The sequence below is a fragment of the Micromonospora sp. B006 genome, assembly GCF_003408515.1.
Lineage (GTDB): Bacteria > Actinomycetota > Actinomycetes > Mycobacteriales > Micromonosporaceae > Micromonospora > Micromonospora echinospora_A.
Window position 1 is genome coordinate 6660862 of the sequence record NZ_CP030865.1, and the last position, 20350, is coordinate 6681211.

Here is a 20350-nt window from a genome sequence, read left to right on the forward strand (position 1 = left end):
GTAACGAGAAGATAAAGTGGGGGAGGGGCGTCTATGAATGCGGGTGACCCTCTATTGTGAAGTGACCTGCCTATTCCGTCGGGCCCGGCCATGAAATGCCGGGACGGGTGAGCCCGACCGTCGCAGGGTGCCCGAAACGTGACACCCGGCCCCACGAGGGCGGATTTCGGTTACCGTCCGAACGGGTGGATTGACGAGGCGTACGACGGGGCATCACCGGCGTGCGCATCGGCGGCCCCTGTCCGCTGCGCTCACGATCATGGGCCGAAGGAGCGACATGCAGGTCTGGCCGGGCGAGAGCTACCCCCTCGGCGCCACGTACGACGGGATGGGGACCAACTTCGCGATCTTCTCCGAGGTGGCGGAGAAGGTCGAGCTCTGCCTGTTCGACGAGTGGGACATCGGCACCGAGCGCCGGGTGGAGCTGCGCGAGGTCGACGCGTACGTCTGGCACGCCTACATCGGCGGCGTCGAGCCCGGCCAGCGGTACGGCTACCGGGTGCACGGCCCGTGGAACCCGGCCGAGGGGCTGCGCTGCAACCCGCACAAGCTGCTGCTCGACCCGTACGCGAAGGCGGTCGACGGGGAGGTCACCTGGCACCCGTCGGTCTACGACTACGAGGTCGGCGGCGACCCGGACCGGATGAACACCGAGGACTCGGCGCCGTACATGCCGAAGTCGGTGGTGGTGAACCCGTACTTCGACTGGGGCAACGACCGGCCGCCGCGCACCCCGTACCACCACTCGGTGATTTACGAGGCCCACGTGCGCGGGCTGACCATGCGCCATCCGGGCATCCCGGAGGAGCTGCGCGGCACATACGCGGCGATCGCCTCGCCGGTGATGATCGAGCACTTCAAGCGGCTCGGCGTGACGGCGGTGGAGCTGATGCCGGTGCACGAGTTCGTGCACGACCACCGCCTGGCCGACCTGGGGCTGCGCAACTACTGGGGCTACAACTCCATCGGTTTCTTCGCCCCGCACCACGGCTACTCCGCGCTGGGCCGCCTGGGCCAGCAGGTGCAGGAGTTCCGGGGCATGGTCAAGGCGCTGCACGCCGCCGGCATCGAGGTCATCCTCGACGTGGTCTACAACCACACCGCCGAGGGCAACCACCTCGGGCCGTCGCTGAGCTTCAAGGGCATCGACACCCCGAGCTACTACCGGCTCTCCGAGGAGGATCGGCGGTACTTCGTCGACTACACCGGCACCGGCAACAGCCTCAACGTGCGCAGCCCGCACTCACTCCAACTGATCATGGATTCGCTGCGTTACTGGGTCACCGAGATGCACGTCGACGGCTTCCGGTTCGACCTGGCGGCCACGCTGGCCCGCGAGTTCTACGAGGTGGACCGCCTGTCCACGTTCTTCGAGGTGGTGCAGCAGGACCCGGTGGTGGGCCGGGTGAAGCTCATCGCCGAGCCGTGGGACGTCGGCCCGGGCGGCTACCAGGTCGGCAACTTCCCGCCGCAGTGGACCGAGTGGAACGGCAAGTACCGCGACACCGTACGCGACTTCTGGCGCGGCGAGCCGGCCACGCTCGCCGAGTTCGCCTCCCGCATCTCCGGCTCGGCCGACCTCTACCAGGACGACGGCCGCCGCCCGTTCCACAGCATCAACTTCGTCACCTGCCACGACGGGTTCACGCTCACCGACCTGGTCTCCTACAACGACAAGCACAACGACGCGAACGGCGAGGACAACCGGGACGGGGAGAGCCACAACCGGTCCTGGAACTGCGGCGTCGAGGGGGAGACCGACGACCCGGGCGTACGCGCGCTGCGGGCCCGGCAGCGGCGCAACTTCCTGGCGACGCTGATGCTGTCCCAGGGCGTGCCGATGCTCGGCCACGGCGACGAGCTGGGCCGCACCCAGCGCGGCAACAACAACGCCTACTGCCAGGACAGCGAACTCGCCTGGGTCGACTGGGACCGGGCCGACACCGAGCTGCTGGACTTCGTCCGCCGGCTCACCGAGTTCCGCAACCGGCACCAGGTGTTCCGCCGCCGCCGGTTCTTCACCGGCCTGCCGGTGGGCGGCCGGGCCGCCGGCTCCGGGCTGCCGGACCTGGCCTGGTACACCCCGGACGGCCGGGAGATGACCGGCGAGGACTGGGGCAACGACTTCGGCCGCTCGGTGGCCCTGTTCGTCAACGGCGACGGCATCGGGGAACGCGGCCAGTACGGCCAGCGCCACCGGGACGACTCGTTCCTGCTGCTGTTCAACGCGCACGACGCGCCGCTGGACTTCACGCTGCCCGGCGAGGAGTTCGGCAGCCGGTGGGAGCTGGTGATCAGCACCGCGGAACCCGACCCGGAGAAGACGACACTGGTCGAGGCGGGCGGCACGGTCTGCGTACCGGACCGCTCGCTGCTGGTCCTGGAGAGGACGGCCTGACCCATGCCCGACACCCCCCGCTCGACCTACCGGGTCCAGGTGCGGCCCGGCTTCGACCTGGACGCCACGGCCGAGCTGGCGGGCTACCTCGCCGCGCTCGGCGTCACCCACCTCTACACCGCGCCCCTGCTCACCGCCACGCCCGGCTCCGCGCACGGCTACGACGTGGTCGACCACCGCGCGGTCAACCCGCAGCTCGGCGGCGAGGCCGCCCGGGCGCGGCTGGTCCGGGCGCTGCGCGCGGCCCGGCTGGGCCTGGTCGTGGACATCGTGCCGAACCACGCCGGCGTCGCCCGGCCGGAGGCCAACCCGGCCTGGTGGGACGTGCTGCGGCGGGGACGCGAGTCGGCGTACGCGCGCTGGTTCGACATCGACTGGGACCGGGGGCGGCTGCTGCTGCCGGTGCTCGCCGACAGCGCCGACGCGCTCGACGACCTGAAGCTCGTCGACGGGGAGCTGCGCTACCACGAGCACCGGTTCCCGGTCGCCGACGGCACCGGCGACGGGACGCCCCGCCAGGTGCACGACCGGCAGCACTACGAACTGGTGAACTGGCGGCGCGGCGACGCCGAGCTGACGTACCGCCGGTTCTTCGCCGTCTCGGACCTGGCCGGCCTGCGGGTGGAGGACCCGGAGGTCTTCGACGCCACCCACGCGGAGATCCTGCGCTGGGTCGACGCGGGGGAGGTCGACGGCATCCGGGTCGACCACCCGGACGGCCTGCGCGACCCGGCGGGCTACCTGGCCCGGTTGCGCGCCGCCGCGCCGGAGCACTGGCTCGTGGTGGAGAAGATCCTGGAGTACGGCGAGGATCTGCCGGACTGGCCGGTCGACGGCACCACCGGCTACGACGCGCTGGCCGCCGTGTCCGGGCTGTTCGTCGACCCGGACGCCGAACCGGAGTTCACCACGCTGGACGGCCGGCTCACCGGGCGGCACACGTCCTGGGAGGACCTGACGCACACCACCAAGCTGGAGGCCGCCACCCGGCTGCTCGCCGCCGAGCTGACCCGGCTGTCCACGCTCGTGCCCGAGCTGCCCGGCGAGCAGGTCCGCGCCGCCCTGGCCGAGCTGGCCGCGTGCTTCCCGGTCTACCGCGGCTATCCGCCCTCCGGCGCCCGGCACCTGGCCGCCGCCCGCGCCGAGGCCGGCCGCCGCCGTCCCGACCTGACCGGCGTGCTCGACCAGGTCACCGCGAGGCTGCGCGATCCCGGCCACGAGCTGGCCGCCCGGTTCCCGCAGCTGACCGGCGCGGTGATGGCCAAGGGCGTGGAGGACACCGCGTACTACAGGTGGAGCCGGTTCGTCGCGCTCAACGAGGTCGGCGGCAGCCCGGCCCACTTCGGCGTGCCCCCGGCCGAGCTGCACCGCTTCGCCGCCGCCCGGCAGGTGCGCTGGCCGGCGAGCATGACCGCGCTGTCCACCCACGACACCAAGCGCGGCGAGGACGTCCGCGCCCGGCTCGCGGTGCTGTCCGAGCTGCCCGGCCGCTGGGCCGAGCGGGTCGCCGACTGGATGTCCCGCGCGCCGCTGGCCGACCCCGCGCTGGCCCACCTGCTCTGGCAGACCGCCGTCGGGGCCTGGCCGATCGAACGGGAGAGACTGCACGGGTACGCCGAGAAGGCCGCCCGGGAGGCGTCGGTCACCACCAGCTGGGCCGACCCGGACCCGGGCTTCGAGCACGAGCTGCACGCCCTGGTCGACCGGATGTACGACGACCCGGAGCTGCACGCGCAGATCACCGCGTTCGCCGCCGAGATCACCCCGCCCGGCTGGTCCAACGCGCTCGGGCAGAAGCTGGTGCAGCTCGCCATGCCCGGCGTGCCCGACGTCTACCAGGGCACCGAGCTGTGGGAGAACTCGCTCGTCGACCCGGACAACCGGCGGCCTGTCGACTTCGCCGTACGCCGGGACCTGCTGGCCCGGCTCGACGCCGGCTGGCGGCCCGCGGTGGCCGACGACGGCGCGGCCAAGCTGCTCGTGGTGTCCCGGACGCTGCGGTTGCGCCGTGACCGCCCGGACCTGTTCGGCGGCTACCGGCCGGTGCCGGCGCGCGGCCCGGCCGCCGCGCACGCGGTGGCCTTCGACAGGGGTGGCGCGGTGGCGGTGGCGACCCGGCTGCCGCTGCGGCTGGCCCGCTCCGGCGGCTGGCGGGACACGGCGCTGTCACTTCCCGTTCACGAGCGCACCGACTTGTTCACCGGGCGGGTCTACAGTGGTTCTGAGCTGCTCCTCGATGATCTGCTGAGCACCTATCCCGTCGCCCTCCTCGCACCCACCGACTCTGTGGAGGCCGCCGCATGACCGAGTTCACGGTGTGGGCGCCCGAGGCCGCCCGGGTGCGGCTGCGCCTGCCCGGCGCCGACGACCACGCGATGCGTCAGGGCCCGGACGGCTGGTGGCGGGTCGAGGTGCCCGGCACCGGGCCGGGCACCGACTACGCGTTCCTGCTCGACGACGACGAGCAGGCCCTGCCCGACCCCCGCTCGGCCTGGCAGCCGGCCGGGGTGCACGGGCCCAGCCGGCTCTACGACCACGCCGCGTTCGGCTGGACCGACTCCGCGTGGACCGGCCGGCAGCTGCCCGGCAGCGTGCTGTACGAGCTGCACATCGGCACGTTCACCCCGGAAGGCACGTTCGACGGGGCGATCGCCCGGCTCGACCACCTGGTCGACCTCGGCGTGGACATGGTCGAGCTGCTGCCTGTGAACGCGTTCAACGGCGAGTACAACTGGGGCTACGACGGCGTCTGCTGGTTCGCCCCGCACGAGCCGTACGGCGGCCCGGACGGCCTGAAACGGTTCGTCGACGCCGCCCACGCCAAGGGCCTGGGGGTGATCCTCGACGTCGTCTACAACCATTTCGGGCCCTCCGGGGCCTACGCGCCGCGGTTCGCGCCGTACCTCACCGAGCAGAGCAACACCTGGGGCCGCACCGTCAACCTGGACGGCCCGCACTCCGACGGGGTACGCCGCTACATCGCCGACAGCGTGCTGGGCTGGCTGCGTGACTACCACGTCGACGGGCTGCGGCTGGACGCCGTGCACGCCATGCCGGACAGCCGGGCCGTGCACTGGCTGGAGGAGGTCGCCGCCGAGGTGGAGGCGCTGTCCACGCACCTGGGCCGCCCGCTGTCGCTGATCGCCGAGAGCGACCTCAACGACCCGCGCCTGATCACGCCGCGGGAGGCGGGCGGCTACGGCCTGCACGCGCAGTGGAACGACGACGCCCACCACGCGCTGCACACGCTGCTCACCGGCGAGCGGCAGGGCTACTACGGCGACTTCGGCTCGCTGGAGTGCCTCACCGACGTGCTGACCGGCGGGTTCTTCCACGCCGGCACCTGGTCCAGCTTCCGCGGCCGCAGCCACGGCCGCCCGGTCGACAGGCAGCGCACGCCCGGCCACCGTTTCGTGGCGTACCTGCAGAACCACGACCAGATCGGCAACCGGGCCACCGGCGACCGGATCTCCGCCACGCTGTCGCCCGGGCTGCTGCGGGTCGGCGCGACGCTGCTGATGACAGCGCCGTTCACGCCGATGCTGTTCATGGGGGAGGAGTGGGCGGCCACCACGCCGTGGCAGTTCTTCACCAGCCATCCCGAGCCGGAACTGGCGACGGCTGTCGCCACCGGCCGCAGACGGGAGTTCGCCGACCACGGCTGGGCCACCGACGACGTACCGGACCCGCAGGACCCGCAGACGTTCCTGCGGTCCCGGCTGGACTGGGCCGAGCTGGACAAGCCCGAGCACCGCGAGACGTACGACCTCTACCGGCGGCTGATCGCGCTGCGCCGCTCCCGGGCCGACCTGTCCGACCCCCGGCTGGACCGGGTCGACGTCCGCCACGGCGACCGGTTCCTGGTGATGCGGCGCGGGGACACGCTCGTGGTGGCGAACCTGGCCGACCGGGCGCAGCGGATCAACCTGCCCGGGGTGGTACGCCGGGTGCTGCTCGCCACGTCCGAGGGCGTCACGGTGATGCGCGACGGCATCGAGCTGCCGCCGGAGTCGGCCGCGATCGCGGCGCTCTGACCGCTCACCGGTGAAGTTTGCGCCGTACCGCCTCGGCGTCGGCGTGACCGAGCTCCTCGTACAGCGCGAGTGACCGCCGCCAGGCCTCCCGGGCCGCGTCCGCCCGCCCGGCCGCGGCCCACGTGTCGCCGAGGTGGTCCAGCACGATGCCTTCCGCGTGCCGGTCACCGATCTCGGCGAACAGGGCGAGGGCCTGCCGGTAGCAGTCGACGGCCTGCTCGTACTCGCCGAGGTGGTGGTGGGCGAAGCCGATGCTGTCCCACGTGTTCGCCTGCCCGTACGCGCTCCCGGCCTGCTCGGACAGGGCGAGCGCGCGGCGGCAGAAGGTGATCGCGTCGTGGTGCTCGCCGAGTTGCGAGTGGTACCAGCCGATCGCGTTGAGCGCGACCGCCTGCTTGAGCGGGCTCCCGACCCGTTCGTAGAGGGCGAGACTGCGCCGCGCGTGCGGCAGTGCCTCCCGGGGCTGCCGCTGCCGGTCGTGCAGCATGCTGAGGTCGAAGTGGGTGTGCGCCCGCCCCTCGTCGTCGCCCAGCGCGGCGAACAGGTCCAGCGCGGCGAGCAGGTTGCGCTGCGCCTCGGCGTGCCGGCCGAGGTTGGAGCAGGCCCCGGCCAGGAGCCGGTGCGCCTGCGCCTGCGCCGGGCGGTCGCCCGAGCGCCCGGTCGCCTCGACCGCCCGGCGGGCCACAGCGGCCCAGTCGTGCCAGTGGCCCTGCCTGTCGAAGTACGTGGCCAGGGTCCACGAGAGCTGCCCGGTGGCGACGTCGAGGCCGTTGCCGGCGGCGTACTCGATGATCGCGAGGAGCACCTGGTGCTCGCCGGTGAACCAGGCCAGCGCCGCCGCCAGGTCGTCGAGCCGTTCGGCTGTCACCCCCGGCGCGGCGGGCGCCAGGGTCAGCGGGTCGCGCTGCGGGGACAGCAGCAGCGCGGCCGCGTGCGCGGTGTGCAGGTGGTGGTCGACCAGCCGGCGCAACGCGGACCGGGAACCGGCCGGGTCGCCGCTCGCCCGCTCGACAGCGAAGCTGCGGACCAGGTCGTGCATGCGGTACCGGCCCGCGACGTGCTGCTGCACCAGGTGCGCGTCGACCAGTTCGCGCAGCGGCGGGCGCAGCTCGGCCGGCGTACGGGCGGTCAGGCTGGCGGCCGCTGCCCGGCCGATGTCCGGGCCCGGGGCGAGGCCGAGCAGCGCGAACACCTCCGCCGCGGCCGGGGTGAGCGCCGCCAGCGAGCGGGACAGCACCACCCGCAGGTTCGTCGTCACCTCGTCGGCGGCCAGCGCGTCCAGCGGGCTGACCGCTGAGGTCAGCTCGGCCGCGACGGACGACAGGGCGAGTTCGGGGTTGAGCGCGGCGCGGGCCGCCACGATCCCGAGGGCCAGCGGCAGGCCCCCGCAGAACCGCAGGATGGCCGCGACGGCGTCGGGCTGTCCCGCCACCCGCGCGGCGCCCACCTGCCGGACGATCAGCTCGCGGGCCTCGTCGTCGGGCAGCACATCCAGCGGCAGCGGCCGCGCGCCGTGGGTGGTGACGAGGTCGGCCAGCTGCCGTCGGCTGGTCACCAGGACCGCGCTGGTGGGGGTGCCGGGCAGCAGCGGGACCACTGTGGCGGCGTCGCGGGCGTCGTCGAGGACCACCAGCAGCCGGCGGCCGGCGACGAGCGTGCGGTACAGCGACGCCTGGGCCTCCGGGTCGGCCGGTACGCGCGCCGGTTCGACGCCGAGCGCCTCGAGGAAGCCGCGCACCGCGACCGGCCATTTCACCGGGTCCGAGGCCGGGTCGAAGCCGCGCAGGTTGACGTAGAGCTGCCCGTCGGGGAAGCGATCGGCGTTGGCGTGCGCCCACCGTAGAGCGAGCCACGTCTTGCCGACGCCACCGCCGCCACCGATGGACGAGATCACCACCGGCGACCCGGCGCCGTCCGGGCGTCCCGCGTCGCCGAGTTGTTCGTCGAGGCGCGCGAGCTGGGCGGTCCGGCCGGCGAAGACGCCCGGCGACGCGGGCAGTTGCCGGGGCACGGTGCCCGCGTCCCGTACCCCGCCCGGCGACGGGCCGGTGGCCGTCGCTGCCGGTTCCTCCTCCTCCGGGAACTGCGGCGGCGCGACCGCCGCGTCGGCGGTGAGGATCTGCTGGTAGAGCTGCGCCAGCGGCGGGCTGGGGTCGGTGCCGATCTCGGCGGCCAGCCGGTGGCGCATCCGGTGGAAGTGCTCAAGGGCGTCGGCCTGCCGTCCGCACCGGTACAGGGCGAGCATCGCCTGCGCCGCCAGGCGCTCGTCCCACGGGTGCCGGCCGCTCAGATCCAGGACGTCGGGGAGGAGGCGGGCGTGCGCGCCCCGGCGCAGCGCGATCTCGTTGCGGTCCAGCGCGGCCGCGAGCCGCTGCCGGTCGAGGGTCTGCCGGTAGGCCGCCAGCCACGGCGTGGCCAGCCCGTCGAACGCGTCGCCGCGCCAGAGCCCCAGCGCCCGCTCCAGGCAGCCGATCGCCGTCGCGTCGTCCCCGGTGCGCCGGGCCTGCTCGGTCAGCGCGCGGAAGCGGTGCAGGTCGACGCGGTCCGGGTCGACGGCGAGCAGGTAGCCGGGATGGCGCCGGACGATGCGGACGTCGTCCGTGCCGGCCAGCGCGTGCCGCAGCCGCGACAGGTAGCCACGCAGGGTGGCGGCGGCCCCGTCCGGCACCTCGTCGCCCCAGACCCGGCTGATCAGCTGCCCGGTCGCGACGACCCGGTTGGGCTCGACCAGCAGAGCGGCGAGGACGCACTGTTGACGGGCGTGACCGATCCGGACCGCCCGGCCGTCGATCCGGACGTCCAGGTCGCCGAGCACCCGGAACTCCACCGCCACGGACTGTCACGGTAGCCGTGTGCGGTGATGGTCGGACCGGGCGTGACGACGATCCGACAGGCGACGACGCGACGGTCCGCGGGGCCCGTTGCCCGAGCCCCGCGGACCGCCGTGCCGACCGGGTCACGGGCAGTTGACCACGATTTCCACGCTGGAACGACAGTCGTCGGCCACCACGTCCGGGCCTCCGTCACCGTCGTCGAAGCCGGGACCGCCGACCAGGGTGTCCGCGCCCTTGTCGCCGAAGAGGTGGTCGTCGTTGCTGCCGCCGTCCACGCGGTCGTTGCCGTCCAGGGCACTCGGTCCGATGAAGCGGTCACCGTGGATGGTGTCGGCGCCGCCGTCGCCGTGGAGGTTGTCGTTGCCCAGGTCGCCCCAGATGTCGTCGCCGTTCAGCCCGCCGTAGACGATGTCGTCGCCACTGTTGGCCTGGATGTCGTCGTTGCCGGGGAGGCCGCAGATGACGTCGTCGTAGACGCTCCCGACGATCACGTCGCGAACGGCCGTGCCGACGATGAACTCCGGACCGTTGGCGTTGGTGCTGACGTAGGCCGCGATGGCGAACCTCAGGGTGTATCCGGCCGGCACCGGCGCCCCGGAGTAGGGGCCGCAGTCGGCGGGGACGATGTAGGCCGCCGACGCCGGGGCGGCGCCGCCGGCCAGGCCCGCGGCGGCCAGGACGAGTGCCCCGACCACCGAGGCGGTGGTACGGGCGGTGGAAAGGAACTTGTGTGACATGACGCTTCTCCCTTGCGGTTGATGTGTGCGAGAAGCGTCACCGGCGAGCGTTCAGCGGACGTGCAGCAAACGTGCAGCCCCGCCCTCAGCGCCGATCTTGGAGTTGTGGCGCCTCGAAGGTCGCTCATGTCCGGTTCGCGAACCACCACAACTCCAAGATCGGCGGGCGGGGAGCGGTGAGTTCGTCCAGGCAGCGCGGTCCTACCTCCGACGACCCGACCCTGGAGGTTTCATGTCCGACACGCTGAACCGCCGCGAGCTGTGGGCGCTCGCGCACGCCGAGCGCGCCGCCCTGGCCGACGATCTCGCCGGCCTCGACGCGGCGCAGTGGGCGCGGCGCTCGCTGTGCGGCCGGTGGACGGTGCAGGAGGTGGTCGCGCACCTCACTGCGGCGGCGAGCGTCGGCCGCGCCCGCTGGGTCGCCAGCGTGCTCGGCGCCCGGTTCGACTTCGACCTGCACAACGACCGCCGGCTGGCCGAGCACCGGGGCGCCGACCCGGGGGAGACGCTCGACCGGTTCCGCCGGATCATCGGCAGCACCACGTCGACGTTCGGGCCGACCGAGGCGTGGCTCGGTGAGGTGGTCGTGCACGCACAGGACATCCGGCGTCCGCTCGGCCTGACACGGACGCCCGCGGTCGAGGCGGTGACACCGGTCGCCCGGTTCTACGCCGGGCGGGACTTCACGGTCGCCGGGCGCAGCGCCATCGAGGGCCTGCGGGTGGAGGCGACCGACGGGCCGTTCACCGCCGGCGACGGTCCACTGGTCAGCGGCACCACTGTGGCGCTGATGATGGTGATGGCCGGGCGGGCCGCGTACTGCGACGACCTCACCGGGCCCGGCGTCCCCACGCTGCGGGAGCGGTGCGCGCCCGCGTGACCAGGGCCGGTGACCGGGGCCGGGCCCGGGTCATGACCTCGGCAGCGTCAGGATCTCCGCGCCGTCGTCGGTGATGGCGATGGTGTGCTCGCTGTGCGCGGTACGGCAGCCCGTCGCGCTGCGCAGCGTCCACCCGTCGGCGTCGGTGACCAGCGTGGCCGTGTCCGCCATCACCCACGGCTCCAGCGCCAGCAGCAGCCCAGGGCGCAACTTGTACCCGCGCCCGGGCCGCCCGGTGTTCGACACGTGCGGGTCCTGGTGCATCGTCGACCCGACGCCGTGCCCGCCGAACTCGGTGTTCACCGAGTATCCGGCCGCGGTGAGGACCGATCCGATGGCGTGCGAGAGGTCGCCGACCCGGGCGCCGGGACCGGCGGCGGCGATCCCGGCCCGCAGCGCGCGCTCCGTCGCGTCGATCAGCGCGACGCTCTCCGCGGGCCGGGTGTCGCCGACGAGGAAGCTGATCGCGGAGTCGGCCACCACTCCGCCGAGGCTGACGGCCAGGTCGAGGCTCAGCAGGTCGCCGTCGGCGAGCGCGTAGTCGTGCGGCAGCCCGTGCAGCACCGCGTCGTTGACCGAGGTGCAGATGTAGTGGCCGAACGGCCCGCGCCCGAAGGACGGCTCGTAGTCGACGTAGCAGGACTGCGCCCCGGCCTCGACGATCATGCGCTGGGCCTGCCTGTCGATCTCGAGCAGGTTGGTGCCGACAGTGGTGCGGCTGCGCAGCGTCTGAAGGATGTGGGCGACCAGGGCGCCGGTGTCCCGCGCCCGCCGTACGTCGGTGGGGCTCAGGATTTCGATCATGCAGGCGCCTTCCTCGCGCGACCAATAAGTATCCCGGTCATGTTATCCCGGTATTAGAATCTCGGCATGGTCCGGTTGCCCCTCACCCCCGCCGAGGTCGAGCGCGGGCAGCGCCTCGGCGCGCTCCTGCGCCGCGCCCGGGGCGAGCGATCCATGCTGCTCACCGCGCTCGACGCCGGTGTCTCCCCGGAGACGCTCCGGAAGATCGAGTCCGGCCGGGTGGCCACCCCCGCGTTCCCCACCATCGCAGCGATCGCCGACGTCCTCGGCCTCTCCCTCGACGCGGTGTGGTCGGAGATCAACCACTCCGACGACGCGGTGCGTCTCGCGCCGTCCGAGCGGCGCCTCGCCTCGTAGGGCCGCCCTGTCGGCGAGGAGAGCATACCGAGTATGTAAGCTCGCATGCATGCCACCCTCGCGTCGCGCCGTCGCGTTTGTCGTACCCGTCGCCGGATTCCTGCTCGGCTTCCTGGACTTCGTCTGGATCAAGCGGGTGCCGTTCCCGTTCGCCGAACTGGGCAACTCCACAGCCACCTGGGCGGTGGCCGCGTTCGCGCTGGGCTGGTGGATCCGGTCGGGCACGGGGCGCGCCGCCGTGGCCGCCAGCGTGCTGCTGATCGTCGCGGTGCCCAGCTACTACCTGGCGGCCACGCTGCTCCAGGGCGACGACCTCGCCGTGATCTGGGCGGTCACCTCGTTCATCTGGATGGCGTTCGGCGTGGTGGCGGGCGTGGTGTTCGGTGTCGCCGGAATCTGGGCGCGGACCGACGGATGGCGGCGCGTCGTGGGGACCACGCTGCCGGTGGCCGTGTTCGTCGAGGAGGCGCTGCGGTTCGCGCTGAAGTCGCGGTCGGACTATCCCGGCGTGTGGTGGAACGTCGCCATCGACCTCGGGCTCGCCGCGCTGCTCGTGGTGCTGATCGGCCGGTCCGCCCGGGTGCGGCTGCTGGCCGCCGCGGTGGCGCTGCCGCTGGCCGCGGCGGGCGCTGTCACGTTCGCCGCCGTCGCGGGCTGACCTGCCCCGCCGGCCGGCGGGCCACCGGCCGAGGCGGCGGCCGCAGGGGCGGCCAAGGCGGCGCGCCGCAGCGCCGGCCACAGCGGCGAGCCGCAGCGCCGCCGAGGCGGCGGACCACCGGCCCGACGGGATCGGCGACAATGATCCGAGAACGGCGTGGTCCGGACGACGGGGGAGGAAACGGGTGATCCGACGGCAGGTGCTCGCGGCGGCGATGCTCACGGCGACGGCCCTGGTGGCCGGCTGCACAAAGGACCAGCCCGAAGCCGCACCGTCCACCAGCGCCCCGACCGCAGCCACACCGAACGCCACACCGAGCGCCGAGCCGGTACCCGCGCCGGCCGAGCTGGCGGCGCTGGAGCGGCGCTTCGGCGCCCGCATCGGCGTCTACGCCGTCGACACCGGCACCGGGCGCACCCTCGCCCACCGGGCCGACGAGCGGTTCGCGTACGCCTCGACGTGCAAGGCGCTCGCCGCCGGCGCGATGCTGGCCGCCACGTCCGACGCCGACCGGGACCGGGTGCTCCGGTACCGGCGCGCCGACCTGGTGGCGCACTCACCGGTGACCGAACGGCACGTGGACACCGGGATCACGCTGCGGGACGCCGCCGAGGCGGCGGTGCGGCACAGCGACAACACCGCCGGCAACCTGCTGTTCGACGCGCTCGGCGGCCCGGCCGGCTTCGCACGGGCACTCCGGGACGTCGGTGACCGGGTCACCCGGCCGGTCCGCACCGAGCCGGAACTCAACGCGGCCACACCCGGCGACACGCGCGACACCAGCACGCCCCGCGCGCTCGTCGGCTCGCTGCGGGCGTACACGCTGGGTGAGGCCCTGCCGCCCGCGGACCGTGACCTGCTGCTGGGCTGGATGCGCGCGAGCACCACCGGCAGCGCCCTGGTCCGGGCCGGCACGCTGGCCGGCTGGCAGGTGGCCGACAAGTCCGGCACCGGCGGGTACGGCACCCGCAACGACATCGCCGTGGTGTGGCCCCCGGACCGGGCGCCGATCGTGCTCGCGGTCCTGACCAGCCACGACAGCCGCGGCGCGAAGCCCGACGACGCGCTGGTCGCCCAGGCCGCGCGGGCGACGGTGACCGCGTTGCGCTGACGGGACGCCCGGCTCAGGGGATGGGCCACTCGTGCACGGGCCGGTTGCTGTGCATCAGATCGACGTAGTGGCGGACCACCTCGCGCAGCGCCGCCGGCCGGTCCAGGTGGTCGGCCGACTCCAGCCGGTGCAGCGTCTCCACCTGCCAGGTCGCGCCGTTACGGCCGGTCAGGCAGCGCTGCTCGACGATGCCGAGCAGCCGGTCCCGTTCCGCCGGGTCCAGGCCCCACCGGTCCAGCCCGTGGTGGGCCAGCGGCAGCAGCCGGCGCAGCACCAGCTCGGTCACCGGCAGGTAGCCCAGCCCGGGCCAGTACACCTGGGCGTCGATGCCGTGCCGGGCGCAGGCGTTGAAGTTCTCCTCGGCCGCGCTGAACGACATCTGCGACCACAGCGGACGGTCGGACTCGGCGAGCGCCCGTACCAGGCCGAAGTAGAACGCGCCGTTGGCGACCGTGTCCAGCACCGTCGGCCCGGCCGGCAGCACCCGGTTCTCCACCCGCAGGTGCGGGCGACCCTTCAGCACGTCGTAAACCGGCCGGTTCCACCGGTAGATGGTGCCGTTGTGCAGCCGCAGTTCGGCCAGCTTCGGCACCCCGCCGCTGTGCAGCGTGGTCGCCGGGTCCTCCGGGTCGCAGACCGGCAGCAGCGCCGGGAAGTAGCGCACGTTCTCCTCGAACAGGTCGAACACCGAGGTGATCCAGCGTTCCCCGAACCACACCCGCGGGCGTACCCCCTGGGCCTTGATCTCCTCCGCCCGGGTGTCGGTGGCCTGCTGGAACAGCGGCACCCGGGTCTCGCGCCACAGCTCCCGGCCGAAGAACAGCGGCGAGTTCGCGCCGAGCGCCACCTGGATGCCGGCGATCGCCTGGGCGGAGTTCCAGTAGTCGGCGAACTGTGCCGGGCTGACCTGGAGGTGGAACTGGGTGCTGGTGCAGGCCGCCTCCGGCGTGATGGTGTCGGCGGTGGTGGCCAGCCGCTCCACGCCGCTGATCGCGATCGGCAGATCCTCGCCCCGGGCGGCGAAGATCTGCTCGTTGAGCAGCGCGTACCGGGGATTGGCCGACAGCGTCTCGGCGGTCAGGTGCTCCGGGCGCAGCGTCGGCAGGATGCCGACCATCACCATGTGCGCGCCCACCGTGCGGGCCTTCTCCTCGGCGGCGTTCAGGCTCGCCCGCACGTGCTCCTCGAACGCGGCGGTGCCGGTGCCGGCCAGCCGGCGCGGCTCGACGTTGATCTCCACGTTGAACTGGCCCAGCTCGGTCTGGAACGCCGGGTCGGCGATCGCCTCCAGCACGTCGGCGTTACGCATGGCCGGGTCGAAGGCGTCGTCGACCAGGTTCAGCTCGATCTCCAGGCCGGTCATCGGCCGCTCCACGTCGAACCGGGACTCGCGCAGCATCTCGGCGAAGACGTCCAGGCACCGCCGGACCTTCTCGCGATAGCGGGCCCGGTCCTCCCGGCTGAAGGTACGCACGCCGACGTCCTCGCCCATGGTCACCACCCTGTCACAGTTGGTTCTTCCCAACCTCGCACGGAGTGGCGGATCAGGAAAGGTCCGCCAGACCCTTTCTGTACCCCGTGGCGGCCCCGGTGATCCCCGTCGCGGCCCCGCGGGTTCCGTCCGGGCAGCCCGGACGCGGCGGCTAGCATGGCCGCCGACGGCGCGAAGGGGAGTGGCTGATGCGCGACGGGTGGATCCGGGCGTTCGTGGTGGCGGCGTTCGCCGAGGGATGCTCGTGGGCGGCGCTGCTGGCCGGCATGGCGGTCAAGTACGGTCCGCCCGGAAACGAGATCGGCGTGAAGATCTTCGGCCCGATCCACGGCGCGTTGTTCGTGGTCTACGGCCTGCTCACGCTCGTGGTGGCCCTGCGGCGTCGCTGGACGCTCGTGCAGACCGGGCTGGCCCTGGTCAGCGCGGTGCCGCCGTTCGCCACGGTGCTGTTCGAGCGCTGGGCGCGCCGCCGCGGCCTGCTCGACGAGCCGCCTGTCGTCGAACGGCCGCTCACCCCCGCCGGTCGCTGACCGCGGGGAGGTCCTCCGCGAGGAACCCCGCCAGCACGTCGGTCAGCTCGTGCGGCGCCTCCTCGGCCATGTGGTGCCCGGACGGGATCGAGGCGGTCCGCACGTCGTCGGCCCAGTCCCGCCAGATGGCGGCCGGGTCGCCGTACAGGTCGATCATGTCGTCACGCTCGGACCAGGCGAACAGCACCGGGCAGCCGATCCGGCGCCCGGCGGCGCGGTCCGCGTCGTCCGCCGCCCGGTCCGGCCCGAGCCCGGCCCGGTAGTCCTCGCACATGGCGTGCACTGTCGCCGGATCACCGATGGCGCGCCGGTAGTCGGCGTACGCCTGCTCGCCCATCTCCTGCGGTGAGCCGCCGTACCAGGCGTCCGGATCGGCGTTGATCACCCGCTCGGCCGGCTTGGCGAGCTGACCGAGGAAGAACCAGTGCCACCAGCGGGCCGCGAACCGGGCGTCGCAGCGGGCCAGCGCCTCGCCGATCGGCACCCCGTCCAGCACCCCGAGGCGGCTCACCCGGTCCGGGTGGTCCAGGGCGGTCCGCATGGCCACGTACGCCCCGCGGTCGTGACCGATCACGGCGGCCCGGCGGTGGCCGAGCGCGTCGAGCAGCGCCACCACGTCGGCGGCCATCGCCCGCTTCGAGTAGACCGTGTGCTCCGGGTCGCTCGGCGGCTTCGACGAGCCGCCTTAACCGCGCAGGTCCGGGCAGATCACCGTGTGCCGTGCGGCCAGCCGCGGCGCCACCCGGTGCCAGGTCGCATGGGTACGCGGGTGCCCGTGCAGCAGCACCACCGGTGGCCCGGAGCCGCCGTGGCGCACGCGCAGGCGTACCGGCCCCACGTCGATCTCGCTGAGCGTGAATCCTGCGAACATGGCCGCAGCGGTGCCCACCTCCGACGACGGGGAAACCTAGGTCAGCGCCGAGCAGGCGGCCACGCCGAACAGCAGCACGGCGCCCAGCATGGCCTGCAACAGCAGCGCCGGACCCAGGTGCGACCAGAGTGTGGCGGTACGCGGGCGCAGCAGCTGACCGGTGGTCAGGTTGACGATCCGCTCGATGCGGGGCGCCAGGTCCGCGTCGCGCTGGGCCCGCAGCGTGAGCTGGACGTGGTCGCCGGGGTGCAGCGCGCTCTGCGGCAGGTGGCCGTGCAGCTCGACCTCGACCAGCCGGCCGCTCGCCTCGCGTACCCGGACCGGGGTGACCAGGAACTCCGGGCCCTTCTTCAGCTCCTTGAAGCTGCGCCGGGCCCCGCCGCCACCGCTGCTGAGCAACGCGCGCACCACCTTGAGCAGCAGCCCCACCACCCCCGCGGCGGTCAGCACCGCGACCAGCGCCGGTTGCGCCACCCGTACCTCCCGGGCGTAGCCCTCCATCAACCGGACCAGACGGCCGGTGACGACGCGCTCCGCCGGGTGGACGACGCGTCGGGTGTGCAGCTCCGTGTCCATGTTCACCACCGAGAGTTCCGATCCGTGCACAGATGGTATCGACCCGTGGAGTTGAACGACGTGAATGAACACTGGTCACGCCCGGGAAGCCGGCAGGTGAACTCCGCCGGGGCGCGGGTATGCGTGCGGCCGAGCCGGAAAGGGGTCGAGCATGCAGCTGTCCTTCCTGCGCCCGCTCTACAACCGTCCCGGGCCCTGGTGCTCGGTGTACATGGACGCCTCCCGCGACACCCAGGACGCGCGAGCGCAGGTCGACCTGCGCTGGCGGGCCCTCAAGGGCGACCTGCTGAGCCAGGGCGCCGACCCGGTCACCGTCGAGGCGGTGGAGGAGGTCGTCCGCCGGCACCAGCCGATGCCCGGTGACTACGGCATCGCCGTATTCGCCACCCGGGGCCGCGTGGTGCTCACCGAGTACCTGTCCGCGCCGCCGCTGCGTGACCTGGCGAGCTGGTCGGCGCTGCCGCACACCATGCCCCTCGTCGCCCAGCGCGGCGAGCAGGTGGCCTGGGTGCGGGTGCTCGCCGACCGCACCGGCGCGGACGCGATGGCGGTGAGCGCCGGCGGCGTGCCCCGCCGCGCCCACGTCACCGGCGCGCAGAGCCGGCAGCTGCGGCGCGTGCAGCCGGGCGGCTGGTCGCAGTCGCGCTACCAGCGCGCCGCCATGGAGGCGTGGCACCAGAACGCCGGTGACGCCGCCGCGGCCACCGCCGACCTCGCCGAGCGGGTCGGCGCGGACGTGGTGGTGGTGGCCGGGGACATCCGGGCCACCGGGATGATCGCCGCCCAGCTGCCGGAACGGTGGCAGGACGTGCTGGTCCGCACCGACGCCGGCTCCCGCGACGTCGGCGCGGACGACACGCTGATGGACGACATCACGGCGCAGACCGTCGCCGAGGTCGCCGACCAGCGCGTCACCGCCGCCCTGGACCGGTTCGGCGTGCAGGAGGACGTCGGCGCCGGCCTCGACGCCGTGGTCTCCGCGCTGCAGCGCAACCAGGTCGACACCATGCTCATCGTGGACGATCCGTCCGCCGACGGCGAGCTGTGGGTGGGCCCCGAGCCGACCGAGATCGCCACCGACCCGGGCCAGCTGGCGGACATGTCCGTGGCCGACCCGCAACGGGTACGCGCCGACGCCGCGCTGCTGCGCGCGCTGATCGGCACCGACGCGGACCTGACAGTGCTCGCGCCGGAGGAGGCGCCGGAGCTGACCGACGGGGTCGGCGCGGTGCTGCGCTACGTCGACGCGAGCACGCCGGGGCGGGGTAATGGCTGAGCGCATCGTCGCCGACCTGGTGGTCGAACGCCTGCGGGCCTGGCGGGTGCCGCGGGTGTTCGGCTGTCCGGGCGCGGCGATCGCCCCGCTGGTGGGCGCGCTCGACGACGCGGGCGGGGACCCGGCGTTCGTCCCCGCCCGGCACGAGGAGACCGCCTCGTACATGGCCACCGGGCACGCGAAGTTCACCGGCGGCGTCGGGGTGTGCCTGGCGACCCAGGGGCCCAGCGCGGTGCACCTGCTCAACGGCCTCTACGACGCCAAGCTGGACAGCAAGGCGGTGGTCGCGATCATCGGCGAGGACGTCACCGGCCCGCTCGGCGGCGCGCACGAGGAGATCGGGCTGAGCCGGCTGTTCGGCGACGTGTGCAACCAGTTCGTCCGCTACGGCCGCCGGCCCGAGCAGGTGCCGGCGCTGCTGGACCAGGCGTTCCGCACCGCCGCCGCGACCCGCAGCCCGACCTGCGTCGTGCTGCCGCGCGGGTTGCAGGTCACCGCCGTACCGGACCTGCTGCCGCAGACCGCCGGGGTGGTCACCGCGACGCCCGGCGAGCCGCTGGCCCGGGTGCTGCCGCACGACGCCGACCTGGACGCCGCCGCCTCGCTGCTCGGCAACGGGCGGCGGGTGGCGGTGCTGGTCGGTCAGGGCGCGCACGGCGCGGCCGAGGAGATCGTCGCGCTGGCCGACCGGCTCGGCGCGGGCGTCGCCACGTCGCTGCTCGGCAAGCCGGTGCTCGACGAGCGGCTGCCGTTCCACACCGGCGTGCTCGGCGAGGTCGGCACCACCGCCGCCGCGCAGCTCATGGGCGGCTGCGACACGCTGCTGATGATCGGCACCAACGACCCGTGGACCGACTGGTTCCCGATGCCGGGACAGGTGCGCACCATCCAGATCGACATCGACGGCCGGCGCATCGGCACCCGCTACCCGGTGGACGTGCCGCTGGTCGGCGACGCCGCCGAGACGCTGCGGGCGCTGCTGACCCGGGTACCCGACCAGCCCCAGCGCGAGTGGCGCGGCATGGTGGAGAAGATGGTGGACCGGTGGCGGGAGACCGCCGCCGAGCGCGCCGCCGCCCCGGCCGAGCCGGTCAACCCGCAGCTCGTGCTCCGCGAGCTGTCCGCCCGGCTGCCCCGGCACGCCGGGGTCGCCGTCGACGTCGGCTCGGTCATCTACTGGTACGCCCGGCACCTGGAGCTGCCGCCGGGGGTGCAGGCGCAGCTGTGCGGCACGCTCGGCTCGATGGGCTGCGCGCTGCCGTACGCGGTCGCGCCCAAGCTGGCCCGCCCGGACGAGCCGGTGCTCGCGCTGCTCGGCGACGGCGCGATGCAGCTCAACGGCCTGGCCGAGCTGATCACGGTGGCCCACCACTGGACGCGGTGGCGCGATCCCCGCCTGGTCGTGCTGGTGCTGAACAACCGGGACCACTCCGGCGTGGGCGCCGGGCGGACGCCCGGGGGGCGGCGCTCCGACGTGCCGTACGCCGGGTGGGCCCGCCTGCTCGGGTTGCACGGCGTCCGGGTGGATCGGCCCGACCTGGTCGGACCCGCCTGGGACGAGGTGCTCGCGGCCGACCGGCCGGCCGTCCTGGAGGCGGTGGTGGACCCGGCCGTGCCGCTGGAGGCGCCCGAACCGGCGCTTGCCGACCTGCGTGGCCTGGTGACCGACGGGGACGCCGCCCGCCGGGTGCGGGAGCGGGTGATCCAGACCGAGGCCATCGCGGCTGACGAGGTCGTTTAGCCGGATTACGCCGGGGCACTGCGACCAGGCACAACAGTCCCGGGAGGTCCC

The 20350-nt window shown here is 73.7% G+C and carries 15 protein-coding genes and 1 pseudogene; 10 read left to right on the forward strand and 6 right to left on the reverse strand.

Annotated features, from left to right (window positions below; all coding sequences use genetic code 11):
* Nucleotides 1–277: 277 nt before the first annotated feature.
* The 3 genes from glgX to treZ are packed head-to-tail and all read left to right on the forward strand — an operon-like array spanning nucleotide 278 to nucleotide 6432.
* The gene (glgX, locus tag MicB006_RS29825; RefSeq protein WP_116510607.1) at nucleotides 278–2398 is read left to right on the forward strand and encodes a glycogen debranching protein GlgX; all 2121 of its coding nucleotides are present in this window, start codon (nucleotides 278–280) and stop codon (nucleotides 2396–2398) included.
* A gap of 3 nt (nucleotides 2399–2401) precedes the next feature.
* The gene (treY, locus tag MicB006_RS29830; RefSeq protein WP_116510608.1) at nucleotides 2402–4702 is read left to right on the forward strand and encodes a malto-oligosyltrehalose synthase; all 2301 of its coding nucleotides are present in this window, start codon (nucleotides 2402–2404) and stop codon (nucleotides 4700–4702) included.
* Nucleotides 4699–6432: a malto-oligosyltrehalose trehalohydrolase gene (treZ, locus tag MicB006_RS29835; RefSeq protein ID WP_116510609.1), complete on the forward strand. Its 1734-nt coding sequence runs from the start codon at nucleotides 4699–4701 to the stop codon at nucleotides 6430–6432. Before treY ends, treZ begins: the two co-directional genes overlap by 4 nt.
* A gap of 4 nt (nucleotides 6433–6436) precedes the next feature.
* Here the strand turns inward: treZ and MicB006_RS29840 are convergent, their stop codons facing one another.
* A complete protein-coding gene (locus MicB006_RS29840; protein WP_116510610.1) occupies nucleotides 6437–9265 on the reverse strand; it encodes an AfsR/SARP family transcriptional regulator in 2829 nt (942 codons plus the stop codon).
* Between the two features lie 123 nt (nucleotides 9266–9388).
* On the reverse strand, nucleotides 9389–10003 hold the full coding sequence (locus MicB006_RS29845; protein ID WP_116510612.1) for a calcium-binding protein: 615 nt from the start codon (nucleotides 10001–10003) through the stop codon (nucleotides 9389–9391).
* A 232-nt stretch (nucleotides 10004–10235) separates the two neighbouring features.
* On the opposite strand from MicB006_RS29845, the gene MicB006_RS29850 reads away from it, so the two are divergent.
* Complete coding sequence (locus MicB006_RS29850; protein WP_116510613.1) at nucleotides 10236–10883, forward strand: maleylpyruvate isomerase family mycothiol-dependent enzyme; 648 nt, start codon at nucleotides 10236–10238, stop codon at nucleotides 10881–10883.
* Between the two features lie 30 nt (nucleotides 10884–10913).
* Here MicB006_RS29850 and map read toward each other — a convergent pair whose 3' ends face one another.
* Nucleotides 10914–11687 carry a type I methionyl aminopeptidase gene (gene map, locus MicB006_RS29855; RefSeq protein WP_116510614.1) on the reverse strand — a complete coding sequence of 258 codons (774 nt, stop codon included), beginning with the start codon at nucleotides 11685–11687 and terminating at the stop codon, nucleotides 10914–10916.
* 66 nt (nucleotides 11688–11753) lie between these two features.
* Here map and MicB006_RS29860 point away from each other — a divergent pair, with 66 nt between their 5' ends.
* From MicB006_RS29860 to bla, 3 genes are all read left to right on the forward strand, one after another.
* Nucleotides 11754–12044 (forward strand): helix-turn-helix domain-containing protein, encoded by a 291-nt coding sequence (locus MicB006_RS29860; protein ID WP_073829730.1) that lies wholly within the window; start codon nucleotides 11754–11756, stop codon nucleotides 12042–12044.
* A gap of 49 nt (nucleotides 12045–12093) precedes the next feature.
* A complete protein-coding gene (locus tag MicB006_RS29865; protein ID WP_116510616.1) occupies nucleotides 12094–12702 on the forward strand; it encodes a DUF6518 family protein in 609 nt (202 codons plus the stop codon).
* Nucleotides 12703–12916: 214 nt separating this feature from the next.
* Nucleotides 12917–13813, forward strand: a complete 897-nt coding sequence (gene bla, locus MicB006_RS29870) for a class A beta-lactamase (protein ID WP_192900351.1) — start codon at nucleotides 12917–12919, stop codon at nucleotides 13811–13813.
* Nucleotides 13814–13826: 13 nt separating this feature from the next.
* On the opposite strand, the gene MicB006_RS29875 is transcribed toward bla, so the two are convergent.
* Nucleotides 13827–15305, reverse strand: coding sequence for a glutamate--cysteine ligase (locus tag MicB006_RS29875; RefSeq protein WP_116510618.1), 1479 nt, complete (start codon nucleotides 15303–15305; stop codon nucleotides 13827–13829).
* A 188-nt stretch (nucleotides 15306–15493) separates the two neighbouring features.
* Between MicB006_RS29875 and MicB006_RS29880 the strand changes: the two genes are divergently transcribed.
* On the forward strand, nucleotides 15494–15835 hold the full coding sequence (locus MicB006_RS29880; protein WP_116510620.1) for a DUF3817 domain-containing protein: 342 nt from the start codon (nucleotides 15494–15496) through the stop codon (nucleotides 15833–15835).
* Here the strand turns inward: MicB006_RS29880 and MicB006_RS29885 are convergent.
* Nucleotides 15816–16706 (reverse strand): annotated as a pseudogene (locus tag MicB006_RS29885) (alpha/beta fold hydrolase). The gene MicB006_RS29880 and the pseudogene MicB006_RS29885 overlap by 20 nt on opposite strands.
* 36 nt (nucleotides 16707–16742) lie before the next feature.
* Nucleotides 16743–17291 (reverse strand): hypothetical protein, encoded by a 549-nt coding sequence (locus MicB006_RS29890; RefSeq protein ID WP_184689670.1) that lies wholly within the window; start codon nucleotides 17289–17291, stop codon nucleotides 16743–16745.
* A gap of 142 nt (nucleotides 17292–17433) precedes the next feature.
* Between MicB006_RS29890 and MicB006_RS29895 the strand changes: the two genes are divergently transcribed.
* Together MicB006_RS29895 and MicB006_RS29900 are read left to right on the forward strand one after the other, a co-directional pair.
* A complete protein-coding gene (locus MicB006_RS29895; RefSeq protein WP_073829726.1) occupies nucleotides 17434–18558 on the forward strand; it encodes a Vms1/Ankzf1 family peptidyl-tRNA hydrolase in 1125 nt (374 codons plus the stop codon).
* Nucleotides 18551–20299 carry a thiamine pyrophosphate-binding protein gene (locus tag MicB006_RS29900; RefSeq protein ID WP_116510621.1) on the forward strand — a complete coding sequence of 583 codons (1749 nt, stop codon included), beginning with the start codon at nucleotides 18551–18553 and terminating at the stop codon, nucleotides 20297–20299. Before MicB006_RS29895 ends, MicB006_RS29900 begins: the two co-directional genes overlap by 8 nt.
* Nucleotides 20300–20350 lie beyond the last annotated feature (51 nt).

Excerpts from the sequence above, each read along its gene's own strand:
- glgX (WP_116510607.1), top strand. The coding sequence starts at position 278 with ATGCAGGTCTGGCCGGGCGAGAGCTACCCCCTCGGCGCCACGTACGAC.
- treY (WP_116510608.1), top strand. The coding sequence starts at position 2,402 with ATGCCCGACACCCCCCGCTCGACCTACCGGGTCCAGGTGCGGCCCGGC.
- treZ (WP_116510609.1), top strand. The coding sequence starts at position 4,699 with ATGACCGAGTTCACGGTGTGGGCGCCCGAGGCCGCCCGGGTGCGGCTG.
- MicB006_RS29845 (WP_116510612.1), bottom strand. The coding sequence starts at position 10,003 with ATGTCACACAAGTTCCTTTCCACCGCCCGTACCACCGCCTCGGTGGTC.
- MicB006_RS29850 (WP_116510613.1), top strand. The coding sequence starts at position 10,236 with ATGTCCGACACGCTGAACCGCCGCGAGCTGTGGGCGCTCGCGCACGCC.
- map (WP_116510614.1), bottom strand. The coding sequence starts at position 11,687 with ATGATCGAAATCCTGAGCCCCACCGACGTACGGCGGGCGCGGGACACC.
- MicB006_RS29860 (WP_073829730.1), top strand. The coding sequence starts at position 11,754 with ATGGTCCGGTTGCCCCTCACCCCCGCCGAGGTCGAGCGCGGGCAGCGC.
- MicB006_RS29865 (WP_116510616.1), top strand. The coding sequence starts at position 12,094 with ATGCCACCCTCGCGTCGCGCCGTCGCGTTTGTCGTACCCGTCGCCGGA.
- bla (WP_192900351.1), top strand. The coding sequence starts at position 12,917 with ATGCTCACGGCGACGGCCCTGGTGGCCGGCTGCACAAAGGACCAGCCC.
- MicB006_RS29875 (WP_116510618.1), bottom strand. The coding sequence starts at position 15,305 with ATGGGCGAGGACGTCGGCGTGCGTACCTTCAGCCGGGAGGACCGGGCC.
- MicB006_RS29880 (WP_116510620.1), top strand. The coding sequence starts at position 15,494 with ATGCGCGACGGGTGGATCCGGGCGTTCGTGGTGGCGGCGTTCGCCGAG.
- MicB006_RS29895 (WP_073829726.1), top strand. The coding sequence starts at position 17,434 with ATGCAGCTGTCCTTCCTGCGCCCGCTCTACAACCGTCCCGGGCCCTGG.
- MicB006_RS29900 (WP_116510621.1), top strand. The coding sequence starts at position 18,551 with ATGGCTGAGCGCATCGTCGCCGACCTGGTGGTCGAACGCCTGCGGGCC.